Annotated in this window: 18 protein-coding genes and 2 pseudogenes; 17 read left to right on the plus strand and 3 right to left on the minus strand. The window is 47.9% G+C overall.

The genetic code is table 11. The annotated features are described in order from the left end of the window. Positions 1–44 precede the first annotated feature (44 nt). From HAV38_RS15225 to tnpB, 6 genes are all read left to right on the plus strand, one after another. Positions 45–794 (plus strand): HesA/MoeB/ThiF family protein, encoded by a 750-nt coding sequence (locus HAV38_RS15225; RefSeq protein ID WP_168056232.1) that lies wholly within the window; start codon positions 45–47, stop codon positions 792–794. A gap of 65 nt (positions 795–859) precedes the next feature. Next, the gene (locus HAV38_RS15230) at positions 860–1,885 is read left to right on the plus strand and encodes a TauD/TfdA family dioxygenase (protein WP_168056233.1); all 1,026 of its coding nucleotides are present in this window, start codon (positions 860–862) and stop codon (positions 1,883–1,885) included. Between the two features lie 282 nt (positions 1,886–2,167). Continuing rightward, a complete protein-coding gene (gene aspS / locus HAV38_RS15235) occupies positions 2,168–3,934 on the plus strand; it encodes an aspartate--tRNA ligase (protein WP_168056234.1) in 1,767 nt (588 codons plus the stop codon). A 140-nt stretch (positions 3,935–4,074) separates the two neighbouring features. Continuing rightward, on the plus strand, positions 4,075–4,854 hold the full coding sequence (locus HAV38_RS15240; protein ID WP_168056235.1) for an HpcH/HpaI aldolase family protein: 780 nt from the start codon (positions 4,075–4,077) through the stop codon (positions 4,852–4,854). A gap of 458 nt (positions 4,855–5,312) precedes the next feature. Next, a complete protein-coding gene (gene tnpA, locus HAV38_RS15245; RefSeq protein WP_168056236.1) occupies positions 5,313–5,708 on the plus strand; it encodes an IS66-like element accessory protein TnpA in 396 nt (131 codons plus the stop codon). Continuing rightward, positions 5,705–6,052: an IS66 family insertion sequence element accessory protein TnpB gene (tnpB, locus tag HAV38_RS15250; protein ID WP_168056237.1), complete on the plus strand. Its 348-nt coding sequence runs from the start codon at positions 5,705–5,707 to the stop codon at positions 6,050–6,052. Before tnpA ends, tnpB begins: the two co-directional genes overlap by 4 nt. Before the next feature lie 64 nt (positions 6,053–6,116). On the opposite strand, the pseudogene HAV38_RS15255 reads toward tnpB, so the two are convergent. Beyond that, positions 6,117–6,833: pseudogene (locus HAV38_RS15255) on the minus strand (IS3 family transposase); the annotation flags it as partial. A 199-nt stretch (positions 6,834–7,032) separates the two neighbouring features. Between HAV38_RS15255 and HAV38_RS15260 the strand changes: the two are divergent. Next, positions 7,033–8,594 (plus strand): IS3 family transposase gene (locus tag HAV38_RS15260; protein WP_375791666.1). Its coding sequence is split into 2 segments (ribosomal slippage): positions 7,033–7,486 and positions 7,486–8,594, totalling 1,563 coding nucleotides; the frame shifts between segments, so codons are not numbered across the junction. Positions 8,595–8,627: 33 nt separating this feature from the next. After that, positions 8,628–9,143: pseudogene (locus HAV38_RS15265) on the plus strand (IS66 family transposase); the annotation flags it as partial. A 62-nt stretch (positions 9,144–9,205) separates the two neighbouring features. Here the strand turns inward: HAV38_RS15265 and HAV38_RS15270 are convergent. Then, positions 9,206–11,254: a M3 family metallopeptidase gene (locus tag HAV38_RS15270; protein WP_168056238.1), complete on the minus strand. Its 2,049-nt coding sequence runs from the start codon at positions 11,252–11,254 to the stop codon at positions 9,206–9,208. Positions 11,255–11,846: 592 nt separating this feature from the next. Between HAV38_RS15270 and HAV38_RS15275 the strand changes: the two genes are divergently transcribed. The 7 genes from HAV38_RS15275 (at position 11,847) to HAV38_RS15305 (ending at position 17,492) form a co-directional block, all read left to right on the plus strand. Beyond that, on the plus strand, positions 11,847–12,539 hold the full coding sequence (locus HAV38_RS15275) for a hypothetical protein (protein ID WP_168056239.1): 693 nt from the start codon (positions 11,847–11,849) through the stop codon (positions 12,537–12,539). Positions 12,540–12,542: 3 nt separating this feature from the next. Further along, positions 12,543–13,424, plus strand: coding sequence for a DMT family transporter (locus tag HAV38_RS15280; protein ID WP_168056240.1), 882 nt, complete (start codon positions 12,543–12,545; stop codon positions 13,422–13,424). Positions 13,425–14,141: 717 nt separating this feature from the next. After that, entirely contained in the window at positions 14,142–15,053 is a 912-nt protein-coding gene (locus HAV38_RS15285) for a 2OG-Fe dioxygenase family protein (RefSeq protein ID WP_209216756.1), read from the plus strand. Positions 15,054–15,082: 29 nt separating this feature from the next. Then, positions 15,083–16,312, plus strand: coding sequence for an MFS transporter (locus HAV38_RS15290; RefSeq protein WP_260326395.1), 1,230 nt, complete (start codon positions 15,083–15,085; stop codon positions 16,310–16,312). Positions 16,313–16,314: 2 nt separating this feature from the next. Next, positions 16,315–16,650, plus strand: a complete 336-nt coding sequence (locus HAV38_RS15295) for a tRNA-binding protein (RefSeq protein ID WP_168056242.1) — start codon at positions 16,315–16,317, stop codon at positions 16,648–16,650. A gap of 214 nt (positions 16,651–16,864) precedes the next feature. Beyond that, on the plus strand, positions 16,865–17,083 hold the full coding sequence (locus tag HAV38_RS15300) for a hypothetical protein (protein ID WP_168056243.1): 219 nt from the start codon (positions 16,865–16,867) through the stop codon (positions 17,081–17,083). Beyond that, positions 17,055–17,492, plus strand: coding sequence for a hypothetical protein (locus HAV38_RS15305; protein WP_168056244.1), 438 nt, complete (start codon positions 17,055–17,057; stop codon positions 17,490–17,492). Before HAV38_RS15300 ends, HAV38_RS15305 begins: the two co-directional genes overlap by 29 nt. Here the strand turns inward: HAV38_RS15305 and HAV38_RS15310 are convergent. Further along, entirely contained in the window at positions 17,476–19,500 is a 2,025-nt protein-coding gene (locus HAV38_RS15310; RefSeq protein ID WP_168056245.1) for an autotransporter family protein, read from the minus strand. The two genes, HAV38_RS15305 and HAV38_RS15310, sit on opposite strands and share 17 nt — an antisense overlap. A gap of 728 nt (positions 19,501–20,228) precedes the next feature. Between HAV38_RS15310 and HAV38_RS15315 the strand changes: the two genes are divergently transcribed. Both HAV38_RS15315 and HAV38_RS15320 read left to right on the plus strand, forming a co-directional pair. Beyond that, positions 20,229–21,179, plus strand: coding sequence for a sugar kinase (locus HAV38_RS15315; RefSeq protein ID WP_168056246.1), 951 nt, complete (start codon positions 20,229–20,231; stop codon positions 21,177–21,179). An 862-nt stretch (positions 21,180–22,041) separates the two neighbouring features. After that, the gene (locus HAV38_RS15320) at positions 22,042–22,572 is read left to right on the plus strand and encodes a GspE/PulE/PilB domain-containing protein (RefSeq protein WP_168056247.1); all 531 of its coding nucleotides are present in this window, start codon (positions 22,042–22,044) and stop codon (positions 22,570–22,572) included. Positions 22,573–23,094: the final 522 nt, after the last annotated feature.

The following is a 23,094-nucleotide window of genomic DNA, read 5'->3' on the forward strand; positions in this document are numbered from 1 at the left end:
AAGGCAAGATTATATATTTCTGTGGGAAGAATTTGAGAACGTTTATGAACGATAGTCAATTATTGCGTTACAGCCGCCATATTTTTTTGGACGAGATAGGTATCCATGGGCAACAGCGCCTTTTAGATAGCCACGCGCTCGTTATTGGAGCGGGAGGTTTAGGCTGTCCGGCGGCAATTTATTTAGCCTCCGCAGGAGTCGGAACTATTTCCATTTACGATCCAGATATAGTTGATATCACTAATCTCCAGCGACAAATTGCGCATGACACATTTACATTGGGTATGCAAAAAGTAGAGTCTATAAAAATTCGGCTAAACGCAATAAACCCTGAAGTCATTGTTAACGCGATACCTCGAATTCTTGCGGGGGATGAGTTAGAAAAAATGGTTAGACGAAGCGATGTGGTACTGGATTGCAGTGACAATTTTAAGACTCGTTATGAGGTAAATGCAGTTTGCGTAAAAAATCGCATCCCGCTGATCACGGGAGCTGCGATTTATTTGGAAGGCCATTTATGTACATTCGACTTCAGAAATTCTGCTACACCTTGCTATTTCTGCCTTTATGACACAAATCTAAATGTAGCTGACATGCGGTGCTCAGTGATGGGAGTATTCTCGCCACTTACGGGTGTCATTGGTTCGATGCAAGCGGCGGAGGCTATTAAGCTCTTGGGCGATTTTGGGACAACTATTGCCGGTCGCTTACAAGTCCTCGACATTAATTCAATGACGTGGGAAAGCCTTGTATTCGAAAAGAACGCTTCCTGTGAAGTATGTTCTGTTAAGTAGGGTGAATAGATCGTAATCACTCGCCATCGCTATGACGATATTTTTTGCATTCTCAGAGGTTGCTTATGTTGGGTTCAGAGGCTGTAGATACCCTAGAAAATGAATGGTTAAATAAGGTCGAAAAAAAAGGCTGGTCGGCGGCCGACGTGACAAAAGAGCCAGTAACGATTCAACTTTCTGACGAACACCTAATCATAATTATCGAATTAATGGAAAAAACAAAACAAAAAGGGCTGCGCTTAGAAGACATCAAGCCCCACCATTTTCATGAGCCATTATTAGAGGAGTTAATGAGGTCTACCAGATACGCTCTAAAAGAAAAAATAGGTTTTGTTATTATTCGAGGATTGCCTGTAAGTACCTTTTCAATTGATGACATCAAACGTATGTATGTTGGATTAAGTTCATATTTCGGGCAACCGGTCTCCCAAAGCCGGTTCGGTGATTTAGTTGGAGAAAACTTTGTAAGGGCTGGTGACGGGAGAGGGGGGCATAGAGCAGGGCCATTACCGCTTCATAATGATCCGATTGAGGTATTGAGCCTGTGCTGTATACGAAAGGCCGTAAGCGGCGGTGAAAATACATTGGTAAGTTCATTAAAAGTTTGGGAAATTATTGAGAAAACTCGCCCAAATTACTTACCCATTTTCTACCGAGGTTTTCGCGTTCACTTGGCGGGAGAGCAACGTCCTGATCAAGAAGATTTTACTTCCGAACCGGTGCCCATTTTTTCTGAAAAATACGGGTTGAGAAGCTGTTGGATGAATGTCAGTAGCGTCGAATTGTTAGCGAAAGCCCGGGGGGACGTAATGACCGATGTAGAGCGTGAGGCAGTTCGTTACCTTTTATCAGTCATTCGGTCGGAAGAATTATGTATCTCGATACAACTTGAACCTGGGGAAATGATCTATATAAATAATTTTGAAGTTATGCATTCACGTCTAGATTTTACTGAATCAACCGACCCTGAAAATTTTCGCTATTTACTTCGATTGTGGTTGCAGGATACCCCTTCGCGTCCGATGATTGATCAGCTTAATATTCATCAAAATAAATCTGGGCTCCAAGGCATCGACATGCAGTTGGACTAAATAGCCTTGAGAATTTATTGTGAATAAATGGCGAACCTAGCCCGATAAAATGGAAAGTGCCCGTTGCGACGCAGTGCGAGCGGCGGGCAACGCAGCCAGATATCACAAGAAATTATTGAGGGTTACTTAGCGGAGTACTTAATATTTGAAAGTCGGGACGATAAGAACGCGAAAATATTAATAGCGGCAGATGATGTGCAAAGAACTTTTGTATAGCGCAGCCAGAGAAGCTGCATTTGAATATCAAAAACTTGATTAAAATTTTGATTGTGGAGTTAATAAATGCATCAATTTCGTACGCATAACTGTGCAGAGCTAACTAAGCTCGACGTAGACAAGTTCATTCGGATTTCCGGGTGGCTTCATCGAAAACGAGATCATGGACAGGTCGTATTTTTGGATATCCGAGATAACTTTGGGATTATCCAGTGTGTACTTAATAGAGGAGATTGCTCCTTCGAATTAGCACAAGGGCTTTCTCTCGAGAGCGTTTGTTGTATTAGTGGAATCGTCGTGGACCGGGATGCTTCAGCCATGAATTTGACATTGCCGACAGGAGCGATTGAAATAAAGATAAGTGAAATCCAAATCTTGAGTAAATCGGATTCCTTACCGTTTTCAGTCAACTCGGCTTCCGAACCGAGTGAAGAGCTTCGACTTAAGTACCGCTTTTTAGACTTGCGTAGAGAACATGTTCGAAAAAACATTTTATTGCGGGGTGAGGTCATTGCGTCCCTCCGCCGCAGAATGTCTGAAATTGGATTTATTGAATTTCAAACCCCAATTTTGACAGCGAGTTCACCAGAAGGAGCTAGAGATTTTTTGGTTCCGAGTAGACTGCATCCGGGGAAATTTTACGCATTGCCGCAAGCCCCGCAGCAGTTCAAGCAATTGTTGATGATTGCTGGATTTGATAAATATTTTCAAATTGCACCTTGTTTTAGGGATGAGGCATCAAGAGCTGACCGATCGCCTGGCGAATTTTATCAACTGGATTTGGAAATGAGTTTTGTCACCGAACAGGACATCCTGTCGGTCGTCGAACCCGTGATTTCGGGTATATACCAAGAATTCAGTAAGGGTAAAATGGTTTCTCCATTCCCTTTTCGAAGAATCTCATATGATGATTCGGTCCTTCGTTATGGAAGCGATAAACCCGATCTTAGAAACCCTTTGATTATTGAAGATCAGACTGTTTTTTTTCTTCGCAATGATATCGCTTTTCCGTTATTTAGAGAAAAAATCGCACAAGGCGAAGTTGTAAGGTCGATTAAGGTCGCAGGTTTGGGCGACATGGGCCGCAGATGGTTTGATGTATTAAACGATTGGGTGGTCACTGCAGGCGGTGGGGGATTGGCTTATGTCCTGATGACCAATGACTCGTTGAAAGGTCCCCTAAGTAAATTTATTTCCAAGACAGCGTTCGCTGATCTGGCGATCGAGACTGGTACCGCGGAAGGGGTCGGAATATTTTTTCTCTGTGGCCCTATCGGAGATATTTCAAAAATTAGCGGTTCCTTGCGCACAAAAATAGCCGAAGATTTGAATTTAATTACCGGCACTTCTTTTGAGTTTTGTTGGATTACTGATTTCCCAATGTACGAGCTGGACGACGACGGAAAAATTGATTTTTGCCACAATCCATTTTCGATGCCGAAAGGTGGAATGAAAGCTTTACTTGACGAAGATCCGTTAAAGATAAAAGCCTCTCAGTTTGATTTGGTTTGCAACGGAATTGAACTGTCATCGGGGGCGATCAGAAATCACTTGCCAGATATCATGTACAAAGCGTTTGAGATAGCGGGGTATGCGCAGGAAGAGTTGGAGGCTAAATTCGGTGGGATGTTGTCAGCGTTAAAATTTGGCGCGCCACCGCATGGCGGGTGCGCTCCGGGTGTTGATCGAATTATTATGCAATTGGCAGATGAACCAAACATCCGAGAAGTGATTTGCTTTCCGTTAAATCAGCAGGGTCAAGATTTAATGATGAACGCTCCGAATGAAGTCGATCCGACAAGGTTACGGGAACTCAAACTCAAATTAGGATAAATGCATTTGCCGCACCGTTATAAGTGATTTGGTAAAAAAGTTCTTTTCAAATACGGAAAATTTTAAGCCATATTATTTCCTAAGTATCAAATTTGCTAAATGGTCGGCCCAATGAAATCGATGTTCACAATAGGGCGAATATGCGTCTAAAAGAGAAATTGCTGAAACTTAAAAATCAGGATCGTCTAATTTATGGCTTGTCATGTGCCACGCCTGCGGCGCTAAGCGTAGAGTTGATTTCCGCCGCTGGGTACGATTTCGTCACGATTGATTTGGAACATACATTGATAGGTCCAGAACAACTCTGTTTTATGTTGTTAGCCGCACGGGCAAGTGGAATTCCTGCGTTAGTTAAAATTGCTGCCATGCACCAAGTCTTTCAAGCACTGGATGCCGGTGCGGAGGGTATTATATTTCCTCGTATTGCCTCGGTCCGGGATGCCAAAGCAGCAGTAAAATTGTGCCATTTTTTTCCGTTAGGTGAACGCGGTTTAAACAGCACATGGCATAGCCATTACGGTCGTTATGGCATGCTAGAAGCGATGAACGAGGCAAATCGGCGGACGTTAGTAGTTGCTATGATTGAAGACCAAGTGGGTGTGGCCCAGGCAAATGCAATTGCTGCAATTGAGGGTATCGATATTTTATTAGAAGGTGCAGCAGACTTGTCTCAGTCGCTTGGACTACCCTGGCAGACGCGTCATCCGCGTGTTAAAGCTGCGTTATCAAGCGTACGGCAAGCTGCGCAGCGCTCGGGAAAGCATTTTTGCGCTTTGCCTCGTACCCTGGATGATTATGATACTTCTTATCAGAATGGTGTACGCATGTTCATGTTAGGCGATGAGCGTGGGATAGCACGGCGGGCGATGACAGCCCACCTGGAGCAGCATCGGGCGAGGCACGTAATTAATGCAAAATAAAACTTCATGTTGCCTGCAATCGAAGACAACTAAAATTTGACGAATCTATGGGCGCAACCTCTTAATATCCGCTAACGCGCTAGGATTTTCTGACGGCGTTAGGAATTGCTGTGGTTGCAGCCATTCTGTTTTCGGAAAAAGCTTCGTCTCTAAAATGACTGACGATTGTAAATGGATGCGACCGGTGGCGATGCCAGATGTAGCCAAGATTTGCGCGGCGAGTATTTCATTAGCCGGAATGATAGGTTTCAATTCAATTTTCCCTAGGCGCGAAGGTAGTATCTATCTACTTCAAAAATGTAAATGGCGATACTAAGTAAAACCGATTCTCAGATTCAAAAATGATATTTGTCTGATTATTTGTAAGCGTTCTCCCTCCACCCTCTGTACCTCAATGCAGAATGTCCGCATGACTGGATTGGAAGGCATAAATTGATTGTGCCCACAAATTTTAAATTATGGACACAAATATTGTTGAGTCGGATATTCGGGTAAAGCGCAGTGCCTATCGCCAGCACTCGATTGATTTCAAACGCATGGTCGTCGCGCAATCCTTCGCCGCTGAGACCTCGGTATCGCGGGTGTCGCGTGCCCATAACGTCAATGCCAATCAGGTTTTTGCGTGGCGCAAATTATTTCGCGCGGGTGCCTATGATATTGCCTTGGACCAGCAGGTTAAGTTAGTTCCGGTCAGACTCAGCGATCCGATGCCTGTCAGTGTGCAGCCGCTTTCTGCCAGCCCCGCTGTTGCCAACGGCGTTGTCATTCTGGAAGTAGGCAAAGCCCGACTGCGGCTCGAAGGCCTCGTCGATTCGGCCATGCTTGCCCTTGTTATGGAACGGTTGCTCGCATGATCGGCCTGCCGGCAGGCACACGTATCTGGCTGGCGGCGGGCGTGACCGATATGCGCTGTGGTTTCAATGGCCTGACAGCCAGGGTGCAGACGGCATTGACTGACGATCCGTTCAGTGGTCATATCTTCGTCTTCCGTGGACGGCGTGGAGATCTCCTTAAAATGTTGTGGTGGACCGGCGATGGCCTGTGCCTGCTGGCCAAGCGCCTCGAACGCGGCCGCTTCATCTGGCCGCAGGCAACTGAAGGATCGGTGTCGCTCTCGCAAGCGCAGTTGTCGATGCTATTGGAAGGGATCGACTGGCGGCGTCCGGAACGCACGAATCGGCCCTCATCAGGCTTGTAAACATCGCCACACCTGCGTAAACTGGGGTAATCCCCCCATTTTTAAGATGCGCTAAAAGTAGAGGTTAAGCGGCCAAGGCCAGTTTCTGTTTTGGTGTGATGCCGCCCAGGCCCATATGAGGCCGATCATGATTGTAAGTCCATAGCCAGCTGGTAGCAAAATTTTGTACCTCATCAATCGAATCAAACAGATGATGGGCCAGCCAATCATAGCGTACGGTCCTGTTATAACGTTCGACATACGCGTTTTGCTGCAGATTGCCAGGCTGGATGAACTTGATGCTGATGCCCCGCTTGGCGGCCCACGCCGATGTGACGGCACTGATATATTCCGGCCCGTTATCACAGCGGATGGCCCTGGGCTTGCCGCGCCACTCGATGACTTGATCAAGTGCCCGGATCACCCGTTTCGAAGGCAACGAGAAATCGACTTCAATACATAACCCTTCACGGTTGAAGTCATCAATGACGTTAAATAACCGAATACTGCGTCCATCAGCAAGTTGGTCATGCATGAAGTCCATTGACCACATGTCATTGATCTTGGTGGGCACTGCCAATGCCAGCGGCACGTCGCGCACGATCCGCTGGCACGGCTTGATGCGCAGATTCAGCTCCAGAGACCGGTAAATCCGGTAGACACGCTTATGGTTCCATTTGAAGCCTTTGACGTTGCGTAGATACAGAAAGCACAAACCGAACCCCCAATTACGCTGATTGCTCGTCAAACATACCAGCCAGTCGGCAATGACCGTGTTCTCAGAGGATAGTTTGGCGCTATAACCCCCTGTGTCAGCATAGATGTCGCGTCATTTAATTTTCATTAACCGTATCGGGGGCGGAGCAAAGTCGTGAAGTGAAACGTTATTCAGCAGAACGCAAGGAAGCTATTTTGAGAAGGATGATTGCCCTCTGTGTCACAATAGTTGGTAAGTTGCCGATTTAGGCATTTCACATCCCAACTGGCGGCAGGAAAAGCACATGCACCATGTCCCCGATGAGCGTAAACAAGCGATTTTGCTTAAAATGTTGTCTCCCGATGCCCCTTCCATTGCCAACATGGCGAAACAGGAAGGCGTCTCAGAAGCCACACTGTATAACTGGCGTATAAAATTACGTCAACAAGGACGCCCAGTGCCCACCCCCGACCGCACCAGCATGAACTGGACTGCCCAAACCAGGTTCGCCATCATCGTAGAAACGGCCAGCATGAATGAGGCCGAACTGGCTGAATATTGCCGCGGTAAAGGTCTCTACCCGGAACAAGTTAAAACATGGCGGGACCTTGCGGTATCGGTGCAAGACGGTCATGACGCGGGACAAGCCGCGCAACACAAGACGACCCTGTCGTATCAGAAAAAAATCAAAGAATTACAACGGGAAGTAGACCGTAAAAATAGGGCCCTGGCAGAAGCTGCCGCGTTACTGGTGCTGCAAAAAAAGCTGCGCGCCCTGTGGGACGAAGGCGAGGACGAATGATGTCGTTGGCGCAACGCCTACACATCATTGAACCGATACGGGTTGCCTGTGAAGCAGGTGCACGTTTATACAGGGCCTGTGACGTGGCGCATATTTCGGTCAATGACTGGTACCGGTGGCAACAGGAAGGCCAGGTCGTTGACGATGCGCGTCCCCTTGCTAAACGCCCTGAGCCCGCCAATAAACTTAGCGACACCGAACGCAAGGAAGTCATCGCCGTGTGCAATAGTGAGCGCTTTGGCAGCCTGCCACCGAGTCAGATTGTACCGATCTTGGCCGACGAACGCCGCTATCTGGCGTCGAAATCGACCATGTACCGGATCCTGAAAGCCAATGCGTTGGTATTTCCACGCGGTCGTGCCGCCGCACCGCGCAAGATCAATAAACCGACCACGCATCATGCTACGGCCCCGAATCAGGTCTGGTCATGGGACATCACTTTTTTACCGGCACAAACCAAAGGCCAGTTTTACAAACTGTATTTAATTGAAGATATCTTCAGCCGTTACCCTGTGGGCTGGGAAGTGCACGAAGAAGAAACGGGAGAGTTGGCAGCAGAACTCCTGCAACGGTCCGTGACCGGACAACGCTGCAGCATGACGCCGCTGGTGCTGCATTCCGATAACGGTGCACCGATGAAAAGTTACACCTTGAAAGCGAAAATGGAAGAGCTGAAAGTCAGTCCTTCCCATAGCCGGCCGCGGGTTTCAAACGATAACCCGTTCAGCGAATCGCTCTTTCGTACCCTGAAATATTGGCCGCAGTGGCCACAGGCTGGCTTTGCCAGTTTGGATCAGGCACAACGCTGGGTGCAACGATTTATTCACTGGTACAGCCGTGAACATCGTCATAGCGGCATTCAGTTTGTGACACCAGCTCAACGCCATCAGGGACAAGATCAGGCCATTCTGGCACAACGAAAAGCGGTATATGAAATCGCCAAAGCGAAACGTCCGCAGCGCTGGCAAGGTGCCACGCGAGATTGGACCTGGATTAGTCAGGTAAGTCTCAATCCGGACCGTGACTTACTGCCGGAAAACAAACTGGAAATAGAAGCGATTTAACTCTCAAATCTTACCAACTCCTTTGACAAACACCGACCATCTGCGCTCACCACTGAAGCGTTGCGCCGGATCGGCGAACTGTATGTGATTGAAGCTGCCATTCGTGGCCAGCCACCGGACCAACGTCGCGCAGCCCGACAAGCACAATCGCTGGCGCTTATCGATGACTTCGAATTCTGGTTACGGGCGACGCTTCTGCGGCTATCGCGCAAGTCAGACACGACTGCGGCCATCATGTATAGCCTCAATCTATGGCCAGCGCTGAAACGTTATTGTGACGATGGCTGCATTGAAATCGATAATTCCGCAGCGGAGCGCTCCTTGCGTGGCGTCGCTATCGGACGTCGTAATTATCTCTTCGCGGGTGCCGACAGCGGTGGGGAGCGCGCTGCCGCTGTTTATTCACTGATCGGCACAGCGAAATTAAACGGTATTGATCCTGAAGCGTGGCTACGCCACGTTCTCACCCATATCGCCAACCATCCGGTCAATCAGGTACATGACTTCCTGCCGTGGGACTTCACATCTACGATGGCGATAACCCGCTAATTCTTGCCAATTGAATTCCGTTGCCGGAATTCGTCAAGAGGGCTTTGGGAAGACGCTTACGATTATTTCAATAACCCTCTTCTTCTCAACATCGCTTCAACGGTGGCATCTCGACCACGAAATTTGCGATATCCTTCGGCGGGATCTATAGAGTTACCTACAGAATAAACAAATTGGAATAAACGTTTGGCAATCGACGCATCAAATGGATCGCCGACTTCGATAAATGCACTAAATCCATCGGCGTCGAGTACTTCGGCCCATAAGTATGCATAATAACCAGCGGCATATTGCGAGCTGCTGAACAGATGTTGGAAATGAGACAGGTAATGGCGCTGTCCAATATCTTCAGGTATTCCGAAAAATTGGGTCTGCTTAATCTCAAAATCCGCGGTGTCAACGGGCGTGCCGTTCGGTAGCATGTGCAGCGCAATATCCACCATTGCCGAACTGAGATAAGTCACTGCGGCCCATGATTTTCCAAATTCTCCTGAGCGGGTCAAATTAGCCAGAAATTCGTCTGGGATAGACTCGCCAGTTTGATAGTGGCGCGCAAAACGTTTCAGTAAACATTGATCATTTGCCCAGTTTTCAAAAAGTTGTGACGGCAATTCGACATAGTCAATGGGAACCTGAGTACCGGACAATCGTTCGTATTTTACGTTTGATAAGAGGCCGTGAAGTGCGTGACCAAATTCGTGGAATAGCGTGCGCACCTCATCAAAACTTATAAGGGTCGGGTCCGCCTTAACAAAATTTGTATAAATAATTGCAATTGGAAGTGTGTCCTCGGCGTAGGCGGATTGACGCCGGAGACTACTCATCCACGCCCCGCTATGTTTGTTCGCACGCGCAAAGTTATCACCTATCAAGATTCCTGATAAATGCCCCACGTGGTCGTGAACTTCCCATAGACGCGCATCGTCATCGTGAAGAGGCGTATTGGTGCGCTCAACAAATTTAATATTAAATAAGAGGCCTGCGCAGTAGAACATGGCGTCAATCATGTTTTCCAACGCAAGATATTCTCGCAGATCAGTTTTCGTATCTGGATAGCTTGTTTGTTGTAGCTTTTCGGATAAATAAAGCCAATCCCACGCAGCTATGGGAAGCGGTTCTCCAAGTGCACGTGCCATTTCTGTAAGCGAGAATCGATCCGTTTCCATTTTTGCTAAAGCAGATATCCAGACTTGGTTTAATAAAGTCATTGCCGCATTCGCGCTACCGGCCATGCGATCTACCATTTGATAGTCTGCATAATTTGGGAACCCTTGTAACTGCGCTTCTTCTTGTCGCAGCGCCACTATCAGTGAAACAATGGGGCGATTGTCAGATACTCCTGTATGCGCACCGCGTAACGTTCGAGCTCGCCAAATTTTTTCACGTAAATCGCGACGTGGCGAAGACGATAAAAACGGCACCGCCAGAGAATCGGAGAGTGTGACGATATGACGCGTGGAAGTCAGGTGGCGCTGTTTTGCCGCTGCTTGGGTAGACATTTGCAAGAAGTGTGGCAGTCCTGCCAGATCTTCGCTCGAATCGAGGGCGAGCGCAAAGCTCGATTCGTCGGCCAAAACATTTTGAGAAAACTGGATGTACAGCTCTGATAATTCTTCTTTGATTTCGCCAATCCGCTCTCGTTCAGATACAGACAAACGAGATCCGGCACGGACAAAATCCAAATGAACGCGCTCTAAAAGTCTTAATTGTTCGCCTGTCAGGACCAAGTCCGCCCTTCGGTGATAGATGAACTCAATTTTCGCGAATAGTCCCGAATGCGTATAAATCGCATTCTTATAAGAAGCGATCACAGGCGCAAATTCGAGCGCGATCACCTGCATTTCAGAGGAGGCATTGCTCACTGTTAAGTTGTCAAATAGTGCCAGAAGTTGGTGACTTAATCGTCCGGAGGCTTCAAACAACTCAATGGTGTTACAAAAATTAGCGGGAAGCTGGTCAGACGCAATTGTATTTATCTCCACTAAATGAGACGGTAAAACAGTGTTAAACGCAGAGCGAAAATGCTCAGGTTTAATTTGATTGAACGGTGGAATACCATAAATATTATTCCATTCACACAAAAGAGGATTGTCAAAATCGGAATCGCTCATGATTGGAAAATCTGGAAATGGCAGACTAGCTATCTTACCTGAATTGTTAGCATTTATCGCGCGGGGATTAGGAATCTACTACGATTGAGCGCCACAGGAACATGGATTTGTTGATTAACCTAGATCGCTTCAGATAGCTTTTTCAAGCTAGTGAGCACGTCGTATGTCACAGAGATTTTTCGGAAATTTACCGATACGATCAGCATTGAAGTCGGACGACCCCACGAGAAAAGCGGGAATGACGCATTTATTTTTTCGATGTTCGTGTTTATTTCCGTCGCTTAAGTAAAACACCTAACTTGGCATACGCACGCGCATTTTGGGTAATGCTGCGTTTATAATTTACTTGACGTTCTGAGGCGTTAGAGAAACCGTGGCTGCATCAACTGAGACTGATGAGCCTGAAGATTTCAATGCCGCGGTAGATCTATCTGGACCATACACCCGATGAACAAGGTAGTCGGAGCGACAGTTACGCAGAATCGAAGGCGATAAGTAACATAGGTCTTTTGCCCAGTTTGTACGAAACTCCTTTTTATGTATCCATCGAATAGTTTTTGTTTTGTTTTGTATATAGGCGCGAGGAGCAAATATGTCCAACAATCTTAACTTTTATCATAGCACCGATGGCGGTGAAATCATGTCCGCCAAAAATTTCAACGATGGCGTTATATCGCTACTGCGCACGGAGTCGGCCTTTGTGTCCATGGTATTGCAGCAAAGAAAATATAACATTTTGTTAGAAATGGGTTGTGATTTAGCGCGAAACTACGATATTGCACGGTTACACAAAATTGATTACATCGGTATGGATGCAAGAAAAACGGTCATTGACGAATTGCTGGAAAGCGCTACGCTCCCGAATATGTATAAGCACGCTACGTTTATCAATGACGATGTTTTAAACATCAATCACATTCGCACTCAACTTAAGCTTCGCCAAACGCTCTGCTTACTTCCGTTCAACCTTATTGGTAATTTTACTTCACTCGACACCATATTTTCTGTCTACGCCGAAGCAAATATTGATGTAGTCATTTCTAGCTGGCAGTGTTCATCACAGGCATCCATCGTGCGCGCAAACTATTACGCAAATTGTGGTATCGCGAACCTCGATTTTATCGAGACCGATATAGCGCATTGTTTTACGCGGTCGGATTTTCGTTCGGCAGCCTATCGGCATCAACATCTACATCAGATGGCTAGTCAAAACGGCTATGTATTAGTCGAGATGTTTGCAACGAATCTTAATCTGCTCCTGTATTTTCGCAAACGAGAGGCATGAGCAATGATGCCTAATAAAGCCATTTTGTTGGCATTGTCCTGTGTTGTAGCGTGGAGTTTTATCCCCGTTATTTCAAAAGTAACGACAGCAGATATCACGCCACTTCAATTTTTATTTTTATCAAATGCACTTTCTGCCATGATGATAGGCTGCGTACTCATCGCGTGGCGCATCAAAATACAGGGTATTTTTTTGCAGTTAAAAAGCAGCTTGCTGGCCACTATTTTGCCTGCTTTTCTAGGCTGCTTTCTATATTATTTATGCTTGTACTATGGCTACTCCAAAGCCGATGGCGTTACTGTTTTAGTCATACAGTATTTGTGGCCGGTGTTGATCGTGTTGCTTGCGCCCTTGATTCTTCGGGAAAAAATTACTTCTACAATCATAGCCTCTGCCTTACTAGGCTTTATCGGAACGCTCGTGGTTGCCACCAAGGGCGATTTTTCGACATTTGAGATTAAAAATCTTCCCATTCTGGGTATTGTATTCATCGGTTCCCTGGCGTTCGCGCTGTTTTCTTTGCTATCTAAAAAAATACGCTGCCACACGCTGGTCGCCACATTTTTATATTTTATCTGGGCAACGTTGTTTTCCCTGATCGGATTACTCGCCTCTTCCGGCATCAAATTTCCAGCATCCGGCAATGCATGGTTAGGACTGGTGCTCAACGGTACCATTGTTAACGGACTGTCTTACTTTTGGTGGCTACGTGCGTTACAACTGGAGCAGACATCACGCATTGCACCGCTAGTTTTTTTAACGCCAATACTGGCCTGTTTATGGCTAGTTTTGTTTTTGAACGAAATTTTTTATATCAGCTATGTGGTGGGGCTTTGTATGTGTGTCGGCGCAGGGATATTAGCATCGCGAAATCGCAGCCCTTAATTTTTGTTACAGGTTAAATGTGCGATAGCGTGCAAATTTTTAAGATTTATAAGGCGGTGCCTTTTCAATTCCGCCCGACACTTCTGCTAATACTTATTTAGTCTTGCTAATCCGATCTCAGAGGAAAAAATCCCCTCATTATTTGTTCTTGATATTAGCAGAGGCTTTATCAATCATCAAAATTCAACATGAATTTTCGCGATTCGATCAACATTTAGACTATTACGTTTATATAGAAAAATGAGGTGAAAAATTTATTGTTGGCTGTCTTTTTTATTCTTCTTCGCCTAAGTAAAACACCTAACTTTAAAGGCGCGCATGTATTTATGGTAATGCTGCGTTTATAATTTGTTTAACATTCTGTTGCGCCACGGCTGAAAATATTTTGCAATATTTGTCAGTTGTATTTAAACATTTTTGTTGCGGAATTGACGGTCTTCAGCGCGCAGCATGTTGGTCTGTTCGATAGATGCTTAATGACTCCTTGATGCGCCGAACGAGCGCTAGATGCATCCGGCTCATGGTCAGTGTAGATGTGTGCATTCGTACCTACTGTAACTAATGCGATGTAGTCCTTATCGCTTGCGGATTTTTTGGCAGCCGCAACGCGCTTTAAAATCGATCATTTTTTTATCAGCAATTTATCCGTTGCTATGTCAGATGCTGCCCGTGATACAGCATCGGGTAGAGACGCTTTACTTATTTGAAGGGTGAACGTTGAAAAATAAAATTTGTACAGCGAGCGATATAATTCATAAGATTGCGCAGATCAAAAGGCAATACATCAATGATCGTATGGTGTTCATCCAAAGCGAGAACATGATCGACCTACTCGTCACTCTTGGGGCCACCGAGACAGGCCTGCTCGGGTTGCAACGAGTAAGTGACCAGTTGGCAAAAGACCCGACGTTATCGTTCCGTGAGTCCAGGAGTGGACGATTTTGTATCGATTTCGATAGATTCCGCGCCTGTCGCCTTGATTCCCAGCCTTTCGTTCTTTCTGTAGAGGAGGATTTCGTCAGGCATGATTCCGGCAAGGCACGGAGATTCGAAGAGGTGGGGAACGACCTCCAGTTAAACTCCGCCTTTCAGGCGCTCCTGGCGTTCAAGTCCCTGATGGTCCGAGACGTTGAGATTACGCATCGGCCAAAGCTGGACTACAGCACAAACAATTGGATATGCACCGTGTTCAATCTGCGGACGATCACGACGCGCCATCTGAGAGGAGAGCCTGCCCTAGAGGGTGTGCACAGCGATGGCGTGGACCATACGATGACCACCTTTCTGGGTAGTGACAACATGGCAAATGACAGCGCCATTACGTCCGTCCATGACATGCGAGAAAAGAACGCGATCAGCTGGGATCGGACTGATCCAGGCCTGATTTTGGGGCAATCGCAACACCGCAGTTTTCTCGACACGTTGCTGGTGGTCGATCACGAGAGGAAGCATAGCCTGTCCCCGGTGATAGCCGAGGATAAAACGCGTCGCTCTACAAGAGATATGCTCATTTTTTTCACAAGAAAGCCCGTGATGCCGGGGCACGTATCGCATCCGTATGACTCACTTACCGAGCATACCGGGCTTCCGATGTCAATCGACCTTCCAACCCTCGCCATTACGGGGTGACGCCCGTCCGTGACAATGCAAAGGAGTGTATGTATTCGTGGAGGATCGCTAATTCTGACGTAATATCGTCGCGAGTGAGGTTAACGAGCCTGATTATTACCTTTGTCAGCCTTACTATGGGTAGTACCCTGACGACGCCGATTTTCGAGCTATACCGTCAGCAGTTTAATCTTAGCGATCAATCGATCGCGATCATTTTCGCCGCATATGTCGCTGGGGTGATAGTCTCGTTACTGGTTTCAGATGTGGCAGCGCGCCGGTGGGGTCACCGCGCCGTGACCATCGTGGCGGTGCTGGTATCGCTTGTGGCGGCTCTCTTCTTCCTTCTAGCGGAAACCGCGATCAGTGTCGGCATCGCGCGGGTATTGTCGGGTATCAGCGTGGGACTTTGTACGGCAACGCTAACGACCATGATGCGCGCTTCGCTACCAGCCACCTCCGCCGCAATATGTGCTTCCGTAGGCTTGGCCACTGGTCTCGCATGTGGTCCCTTACTAGCTGAGGTGGCAATTCTTTGGCTGCCTGACCCTGCACACAGTGCTTTTTGGTTATACCTGCCGTTCCCAACGATTAGCCTTTTGCTAATGAGTATGTTACGCCCGACGAGAAGCCTGATGCATCTTCGCCAGTTCCCGGTCCCGGAGACGGTATCGAATTCACGACGCGTCATCCTATCGACGGCTACCCTGTGTTGCGCCTTCGCTCTCAATGGGTACTACTTGTCGCTGGTACCGAGTCTACTGCAACGAGACCTGGCCACCACGCATCCGCTGGCCGTTCTGGCTGTTACGATCCTGCTCGCCGCTGCGGCTATGGGGCAAGCTCTGGTCCGCCACGTCTCCGTGCGCCTGGTGGAATACATCGGCCTCGCGCTGTTGGCGATTGGTAGCATGTGCGCCGCCATCCTTATCTACGTCGGCAATGGCCCGGCGTTCATTATCTGTACGGGCGTTCTTGGCCTCGGTCACGGAATGACCACATCCAGTAGCCTCGCCGCACTGAACACGGCCGTCCCTTCTGATCGGTCAGCGACGGCAACGGTGCGCTACTATATCTTTGGATACCTCGCCAGCGCTTTGCCAATTATCGGTCTCGGGTGGCTTAGCGACCAACTCGGATTGAACATCGCAAGTATCACTTTCTTTCTGCTGGAATTCTTTTTTATTCTGGCCTGTTACGTACGCCTCGTGTACTTAACGCGTCCAGCCGCTGCTTCCCACGTGGTTGCGGGGGTAATCCAAAACAATGTGAAGGATTAACAATGCCAACTATTGAATGGCCCGACTTCGAGCGGGTAGAACTGCGGGTCGGCACGATCCTCAGTGCCGAGTCGAATGCGCGAGCCCGCAAGCCCGCTTACGTCCTTAGCGTAGATCTCGGTCCGTTCGGGGTACGCACTTCCAGCGCACAGATTACCCATCATTACACGCCCGGCGACCTGGTTGGGCGACAGGTATTGTGCGTATGTAATTTCGAAGTAAAACGCATTGCTGGCGTGAAATCCGAGGTACTCGTTACTGGCGTGGTTGACGACAATGGCCAGGTAGTGCTGACTGGTTTCGCGTTAACCGTCCCCAACGGAAGCCGCTTGCTGTAGTTGCGGCCGCTGCCTTTCGGAGCCACGAGCGTGGGGTCGCGCCACGGGCGATGACAGCCCGTCCGGACCAATATCTGGCAAGGTTACCAAGGAGCGAAATGAGAAGTGTGTGGCACGCGCAAGTTGAAGACAAACCAGATTTGATGAGCCTATGAATGCGGCCTCTTTGTATCGGCTAACGAGGCAGGCATTTTTGAACGGCCTAAGAATTGCCATGGTTGCCGCCATCCTGTTTTCGGCTAAAGCGATCGTCGCAAAAATGATTTACCGCTATCAAGTTGATGCAGTGACGTTGACGGCATTTTGGACGATTTTTGCGCTACCATTTTTCTTTGCGATAGCTTACTGGAAAGCTAAGGTCGCTCAGCCTTTAGCGTGGAGTGACCGTTGGCAGATTTTTGCGCTTGGCATATTATCTATCGAGCTTCCTTGATTTTCTTGGCCTGCAAACTATTTCGGCGGGGCTTGAGAGGCTGATTTTATTTCTCACGCCGTCATTCGTTTTGCTGATCTGGTTCTCAAAGAAAAAAGTCTCCCGGACAGAGTGTGCTGCGTTAGTAGCCTCTTATCTTGGTACAGTTTTTGTTTTCTCGTACGACGTCAAAACTGGTGGCCCTGAGGTTATTTTAGGTTGCTTCCTCGTGCTCGGACGCGCAATCTTCATCGGGCGTTACTTAACGTTCTCGGAAGGTTTGTTTCAGCGCATTGGCGCAATGCGTATGGTCGCCAATGCGATGTGCGTGTCGAGTGCCGCCTGCATTCTGCAATTTTTCCTTTTACAGACGGTTTCAATGCCGGGTCACCGATTATCGGCTGTCGGCAATATTAAAACTTTAGATTAGCGATAAGCGATATTTGATTTGCTGAATAATTGCTGTGGTTCCATTTATAGTCATAAAGACCTTTGACGGTCCATGCTTCGTGGTCGCAATTACAAGTCAACAATGTGATGCCTGCGCCCACGTTGAATAGATCGCGATCCTGCTTTACCCCATTCGCAGAAAATACCCCGCCACCGCCGGTAAACGCCGCATCCTGATGCATCGTCGTCGCATTAAAATCATGCAACCATTTAACGTGAACCTCCGGTGAGAAAGTCCGGCTACCAGACTGCATGACCTGTTCTGCCTTAACGCCTAAACCCGATTGGACGAAGGTGTAGTTTTGACTGTTAATATGCAAGTTAACGTCCCCGGCACCGCTTTCCTGATAGCTGGCGACTGCAATGTGTGACAATTCCACAGATGCGATCGGCGTAATGACTGTCTGATTAAAGACAAAATGCTTTCCAGTGGCAATCAGAGCCGTATATTGTTGTCCATAAAAGTCGGCAGTCGCCGTACGATTGATTCCCGAAAAACCAATGGGTCGTGAACCGTCATACTTATTCACGCCGACCATCAGAGAACCTTGAACAAATACCGGTCCTACGACATGATCTAAGTACGCCGTTAACTGATAAGAGTCGATTTTCGTGCGGCCGGTGGAATTGTTTCCATCAACGGTGGTGTTGGCGTATCCGCCTCCAAAACCGACGCGAGTCTGATCGTTCAAGGGTAAGTCATAAGCTAGCATCGCGCCATAGGCTCTGACACCGTATCCAGTTGTATTACCCAAATTATCTTGGCTGCCTGCACTAGCAAAACCCTTTCCCCACCAGCTACCTTGCTGATCTGGTCTTCGACATTTTTGGAGACTTGTCTCAACGGGGCGAAAGTCTGTGGAGCATACGTTTTGAATTTGATCCATTCGAGCCATCCACAAATCTTCAAAAATTTGTGCGGTTTGTGCCGCTGCCAGTGGTGCTGCAAGATTTGCAGTCCCAGGGGCAAGTTGTGCCAATGCATTGTTAATCGACTTCGCATCCGCCAGAATGGCAATCGCGTTCTGAACAGCTAAAAGGTCGGTTCCTCCCGCAGCATTGGTATCCAATATTGGCGAGACCGACACCGCGCCGGAATTAACCGCAAATGCTGCCAACGGCGTTGCCGTTAGTAACAGGTTTACGTCTCCGGTAGTCGTTGGTACGCCACTAAACTGATACCGCGGATTGTTGTTTACCACGAATACAGGAGCAGCGATGGTTCCGGCAGGCGCACTAATAATCTTAAAATTGGTTCCTTTAGTCAGGACGCCGGTCACAGTCGGCGTTACGGTGATCCCGGCGGCATTCACTTGCGAATTGTCGGTTATAACTTTACCGTAGACTGAATCACTGGCGAGAGTAGTAGAAATGGTACCGCCGGCGTTAGTCGTCAATTGACCAGTAATGCTCAAAGTATTGGCACCGAGATTTATACCCAGCGTTTGGACTGCGCCAGTAATGGACGCATTGCCACCGATCACATTGATTTGCTTGATACCGCTTGCACCGCCAATGGCTCCCACCACGTTGCTGCCGCTGTTAAGCGTCAGAGTTCCGGTATTTGCGGCGGAGGTCGTAATTGCCCCCGTCAACGTTCGCCCCACACCTAAATTAATAAAGCCATCAGCGGCAAACAAAGGTGCTGCCCGGACATCACCATTAAAATTAACGATACCTGTCCCGGTGACATTAAATGTTCTGGAAAAAACAGAACCGTTAAAGTTAACCACATTGCCGGTAGCGCCAGCGTCTATACGAAGGAACTCAGACCCTACCGTACCGGTAAATCCGGAGACCGTAGAACTGCCACTGAACTTGACAATACCGGTATCGGCAGCACTGCTAGTGATGGCGCCACCCAGATCATTGTTCGTATTAATATTCTGGGTGCCGACGCTCAAGGTCCCTGCGCCACTGGTATCCACACCATTTAATATCCCCTCCGTTCCGACCACGCCCGGAAGCGCCACGGCTTCGCGAGCCAAAATTGGAAAAGCCCAACCTGTGAGGGCAGCCGCTACGGCGGTCGAAACGATGATTTTTTTGATGATAATTCCTTGAATGGTTAAAGGACCTCACACCAAATGTGAAGTTTTCGTGGAGGTAAGGTTAAACGCGATCCTTGCACGCGTACAACATTAATATTTTTTTTAAGACAGCGTTTGCGTCAAATATGTAGCAGACACTTTAGAATATTTATGGTAAAAATTCCTTTAGGTTTTTTTGGCGGACAGTTAATCCCGTATCGCTCTCCGATTTATTCCATGTGGCGGAAGCGGTGAGTGCCGCTGTCTCAAATTTAAACTCGGACACTATGCAACCGATTTGAGCGTGAGTGCTCACCACCGCATGTTGGTAAATGGCAATATCGTGCTGCGGGCATAGAGCGGTCCATAGGGGGCGATAAGATCGCCGCACGGACTAATTTTTTACCATGTCAAAAATACACAATTGCCTTTCGGCATGATTTTGGGTGTCGGTAACATGGTTTGGGGGGATGAGAACTACTGCAAGCCGCGGAACTACTTTCGGCACATGTCCCTCACATTCACCTTAAGAGCGTAGAGGCGAGGCAGGTATTAGTAGGTATTGGGTAGCGCTTCTGTAGGTATCCCCGGTCGCCCTCACCACTAACAACCGGGCGGTCGCCACGACGCTCTTAGCATAACTATGCTGAGAAAATATGCGTAAGTCATTAAATATAGAGAACAATATGCAATCACTTGATGTAGTCACCTATGGCGAAGCGATGGCATTATTCGTTGCGACTGATACCGGTGATCTGTGCGACGTAACCACGTTCGTTAAACGCGCCGCGGGAGCAGAACTAAACGTCGCCATTGGTCTTGCCCGCCTGGGCTTCAAAGTTGGCTGGGCTAGTCGCGTCGGTCGGGATTCTTTCGGGCGTTTTGTATTGAAGACGCTCGCGGACGAAAACATCGATACCGGTGCAGTGGCCATTGATGACCGTTATCGCACGGGCTTTCAATTAAAGTCGCGTTGCGACGATGGTAGTGACCCACAGATTGAGTATTTTCGTAAAGGCTCTGCTGCCAGTCATTTGTCGCTGGCCGACTACAAACCGGAATACTTCGGCGCGGCGCGCCATTTGCATTTGTCCGGCGTCGCACCCGCGATTTCTGAGACATCGTTTGAATTGGCGTTACATCTGGCGCAAGAAATGCGCGCCGCGGGCAAAACCATCAGCTTCGATCCCAATTTGCGACCAATGCTATGGTCCTCGCGTGAAGTAATGGTTGAGCGTCTCAACAAGCTGGCATCTTATGGCGACTGGATTATGCCTGGGCTGGAAGAAGGGCGCATTTTGACAGGATTGGATTCGCCCCGGGAAATTGCCGATTTCTACTTGTCAGGTGGTGCCAAAAAAGTGGTCATCAAGCTGGGCGAAAAAGGCGCTTACGTTCGTACCGCAGAATGTGAAATTACTGTCCCTGCAACACAGGTACCGAAAGTAATCGACACGGTCGGCGCGGGCGACGGCTTTGCTGTCGGTATCATCAGCGCGTTATTGGAAGGACGGGATTTGGCATTTGCAGTCGGGCGCGGCAATCGTATCGGCGGCATGGCGATCCAGGTGATTGGCGATAGCGAAGGATTACCGACACGAGCTAGACTGGATCAGGAAGAATTGATTGCGCTTTGATGGCACGTCGTTTGTGTTGAAATCGTAAGCGATTTATTTTTAAATAGCAGTCATTAGTTGCCGAACAGGTTGCCGAATAGTTCGCTTGAGGCGAGCGATCTAACTGCTTAGAACCTGTTTAAAATCTTTTTGATAATTCTGTGAGATTTGTGCCAATTTCGTGGACGAGAAAAAAATACGCAAGCGATATAAGGCGGTCGGATGATGTTGCAAATACTTAGTGCATTCTCAGAATTTGTGCGCGCAATAATACGCGAGTGCACAATAGCAACAATTCGGGCCGCAATGAGCAGGGAATTATAGTAGGGCGACCGCGTGGCATGAATGCAACAGGCGAGCGCGAAGCGGTATGACTTTGCCCGATTACACACCAAAACTGCCATCGTCAAACAATACGACGTTTACATTTCTAGCGTAAAACGAGCAATTTTCCGCGATCAAAAAAACAAAATAAAAACGGTCTTTAATGTGGCGAGGGAGGGACGTGAACGACTGTGGTCTAAACGAGACTGGTCGATTACCCTATTAAAATTCCCCCTGACCGTGATCGCTTTGTCGCGCCTCCTTGCACATAACAGAGCGCAATATTTATGCAATTTGCCCTTTGGAGACCGACGATATTATGCCCCGGTAGGGCCGTCTCTGTTGAGCAGTAAGCCGCAGGGGTTAAAGGTTGTGTTCCTTTAAAAATCATGTTTTTTTTCACAAACATAATTTATTACCTTACGGCATCAAATTGGGTAATGGCCGAAACTTATATCTGTTATCATGATATTAATAGTACTGATTAGAAAAATAACTGTACCGACAGGTAAGTTTTTTTATATTTCCGATATACGCCATTTTGTTTTATAGGAAACTAATGCCTTCCATCGCGCCGAAGCATGCGACTACCAAACTACAGGTGGAATTGGCCTTGCAACGGCAAAAAACGCTACCTCTTCTAAGGCTTGGGGAAGCTTTGATGCAAGAGAGCTTAATAGCGGCAGATCAATTGGAATTGGCGCTCCAAAGGCAAAACGAGGATAAAGGGAGTCGTCTGGGCGAAATTCTTTGTGATATGGGATTCGTCGATCAGGAAATAATGAAAAGAATATTGGTGTCAAAGCTAGGCATTCCTTTCATTGCGTTGACCGGATTTCAGTTCGACCCTGTCGTAATTGAGATGGTGCCAGAAATTTTCGCACGTAAATTTACTGTGATACCTCTATACCTGGTAATGTCGCGAATGGTGGTGGCGATGAAGGACCCCTTATCTTTAGAGGCATTGGAAATATTGGCGTTTTACACCCAACACAGGATTGACCCGGTCATGGCATCGGCGGCAGAGCTGGAAGCCGTTATTACTAAATGCTATGGTGCCGGTGAGTCTAAGCTTTCCACAATTGTTTAAGTACATTCTCGGCCCACCTATAATCGGTTTCAAAGCTTTACCTTCGATCAGGACTGCCCAGGCGCTGCGTGCCAGTTTATTTGCCAGAGCAGCGTCCACCCATGCTGATCGTGTGCAGGGGCGATGCCCTGCACCATACATTAATAGCCTAGGCAAATAAAACAAATCACCTAGATCTTATTCATTAGAATATAACCCCTGACCTAAGCGCCGCCCTGGCCACTATTTCGGGGCAACATTATCGATGAGGCACCCTTGATTGCTACGCTGCAAACCGGGGCCTTGCGTGGTGCGGGAATGGAGGCTTTAAGCGCGCATCATTGCCGATGAAGTCCCCGTTAATGCATATGAGAAATGTTGTTGCGCTGTCGCATATGGGTTCGACCACGCATGACACGAGACATGGAATGGCAATGTGTGCCGTGCAACACTGTATAGATGCGCTCGATGGGAAGTTCTTACTCAAGACGGTAATCCGAAGCGCTGATGGTGGAGCAATAGCGCTGTAGTCGGATAATTGCC

Source organism: Glaciimonas immobilis (assembly GCF_011947285.1).
Classification (GTDB): domain Bacteria; phylum Pseudomonadota; class Gammaproteobacteria; order Burkholderiales; family Burkholderiaceae_D; genus Glaciimonas; species Glaciimonas immobilis.

Coding starts and splice junctions, on each gene's coding strand:
- HAV38_RS15225 (WP_168056232.1), top strand. CDS start 45: ATGAACGATAGTCAATTATTGCGTTACAGCCGCCATATTTTTTTGGAC.
- HAV38_RS15230 (WP_168056233.1), top strand. CDS start 860: ATGTTGGGTTCAGAGGCTGTAGATACCCTAGAAAATGAATGGTTAAAT.
- aspS (WP_168056234.1), top strand. CDS start 2,168: ATGCATCAATTTCGTACGCATAACTGTGCAGAGCTAACTAAGCTCGAC.
- HAV38_RS15240 (WP_168056235.1), top strand. CDS start 4,075: ATGCGTCTAAAAGAGAAATTGCTGAAACTTAAAAATCAGGATCGTCTA.
- tnpA (WP_168056236.1), top strand. CDS start 5,313: ATGGACACAAATATTGTTGAGTCGGATATTCGGGTAAAGCGCAGTGCC.
- tnpB (WP_168056237.1), top strand. CDS start 5,705: ATGATCGGCCTGCCGGCAGGCACACGTATCTGGCTGGCGGCGGGCGTG.
- HAV38_RS15270 (WP_168056238.1), bottom strand. CDS start 11,254: ATGAGCGATTCCGATTTTGACAATCCTCTTTTGTGTGAATGGAATAAT.
- HAV38_RS15275 (WP_168056239.1), top strand. CDS start 11,847: ATGTCCAACAATCTTAACTTTTATCATAGCACCGATGGCGGTGAAATC.
- HAV38_RS15280 (WP_168056240.1), top strand. CDS start 12,543: ATGATGCCTAATAAAGCCATTTTGTTGGCATTGTCCTGTGTTGTAGCG.
- HAV38_RS15290 (WP_260326395.1), top strand. CDS start 15,083: ATGTATTCGTGGAGGATCGCTAATTCTGACGTAATATCGTCGCGAGTG.
- HAV38_RS15295 (WP_168056242.1), top strand. CDS start 16,315: ATGCCAACTATTGAATGGCCCGACTTCGAGCGGGTAGAACTGCGGGTC.
- HAV38_RS15300 (WP_168056243.1), top strand. CDS start 16,865: ATGGTTGCCGCCATCCTGTTTTCGGCTAAAGCGATCGTCGCAAAAATG.
- HAV38_RS15315 (WP_168056246.1), top strand. CDS start 20,229: ATGCAATCACTTGATGTAGTCACCTATGGCGAAGCGATGGCATTATTC.
- HAV38_RS15320 (WP_168056247.1), top strand. CDS start 22,042: ATGCCTTCCATCGCGCCGAAGCATGCGACTACCAAACTACAGGTGGAA.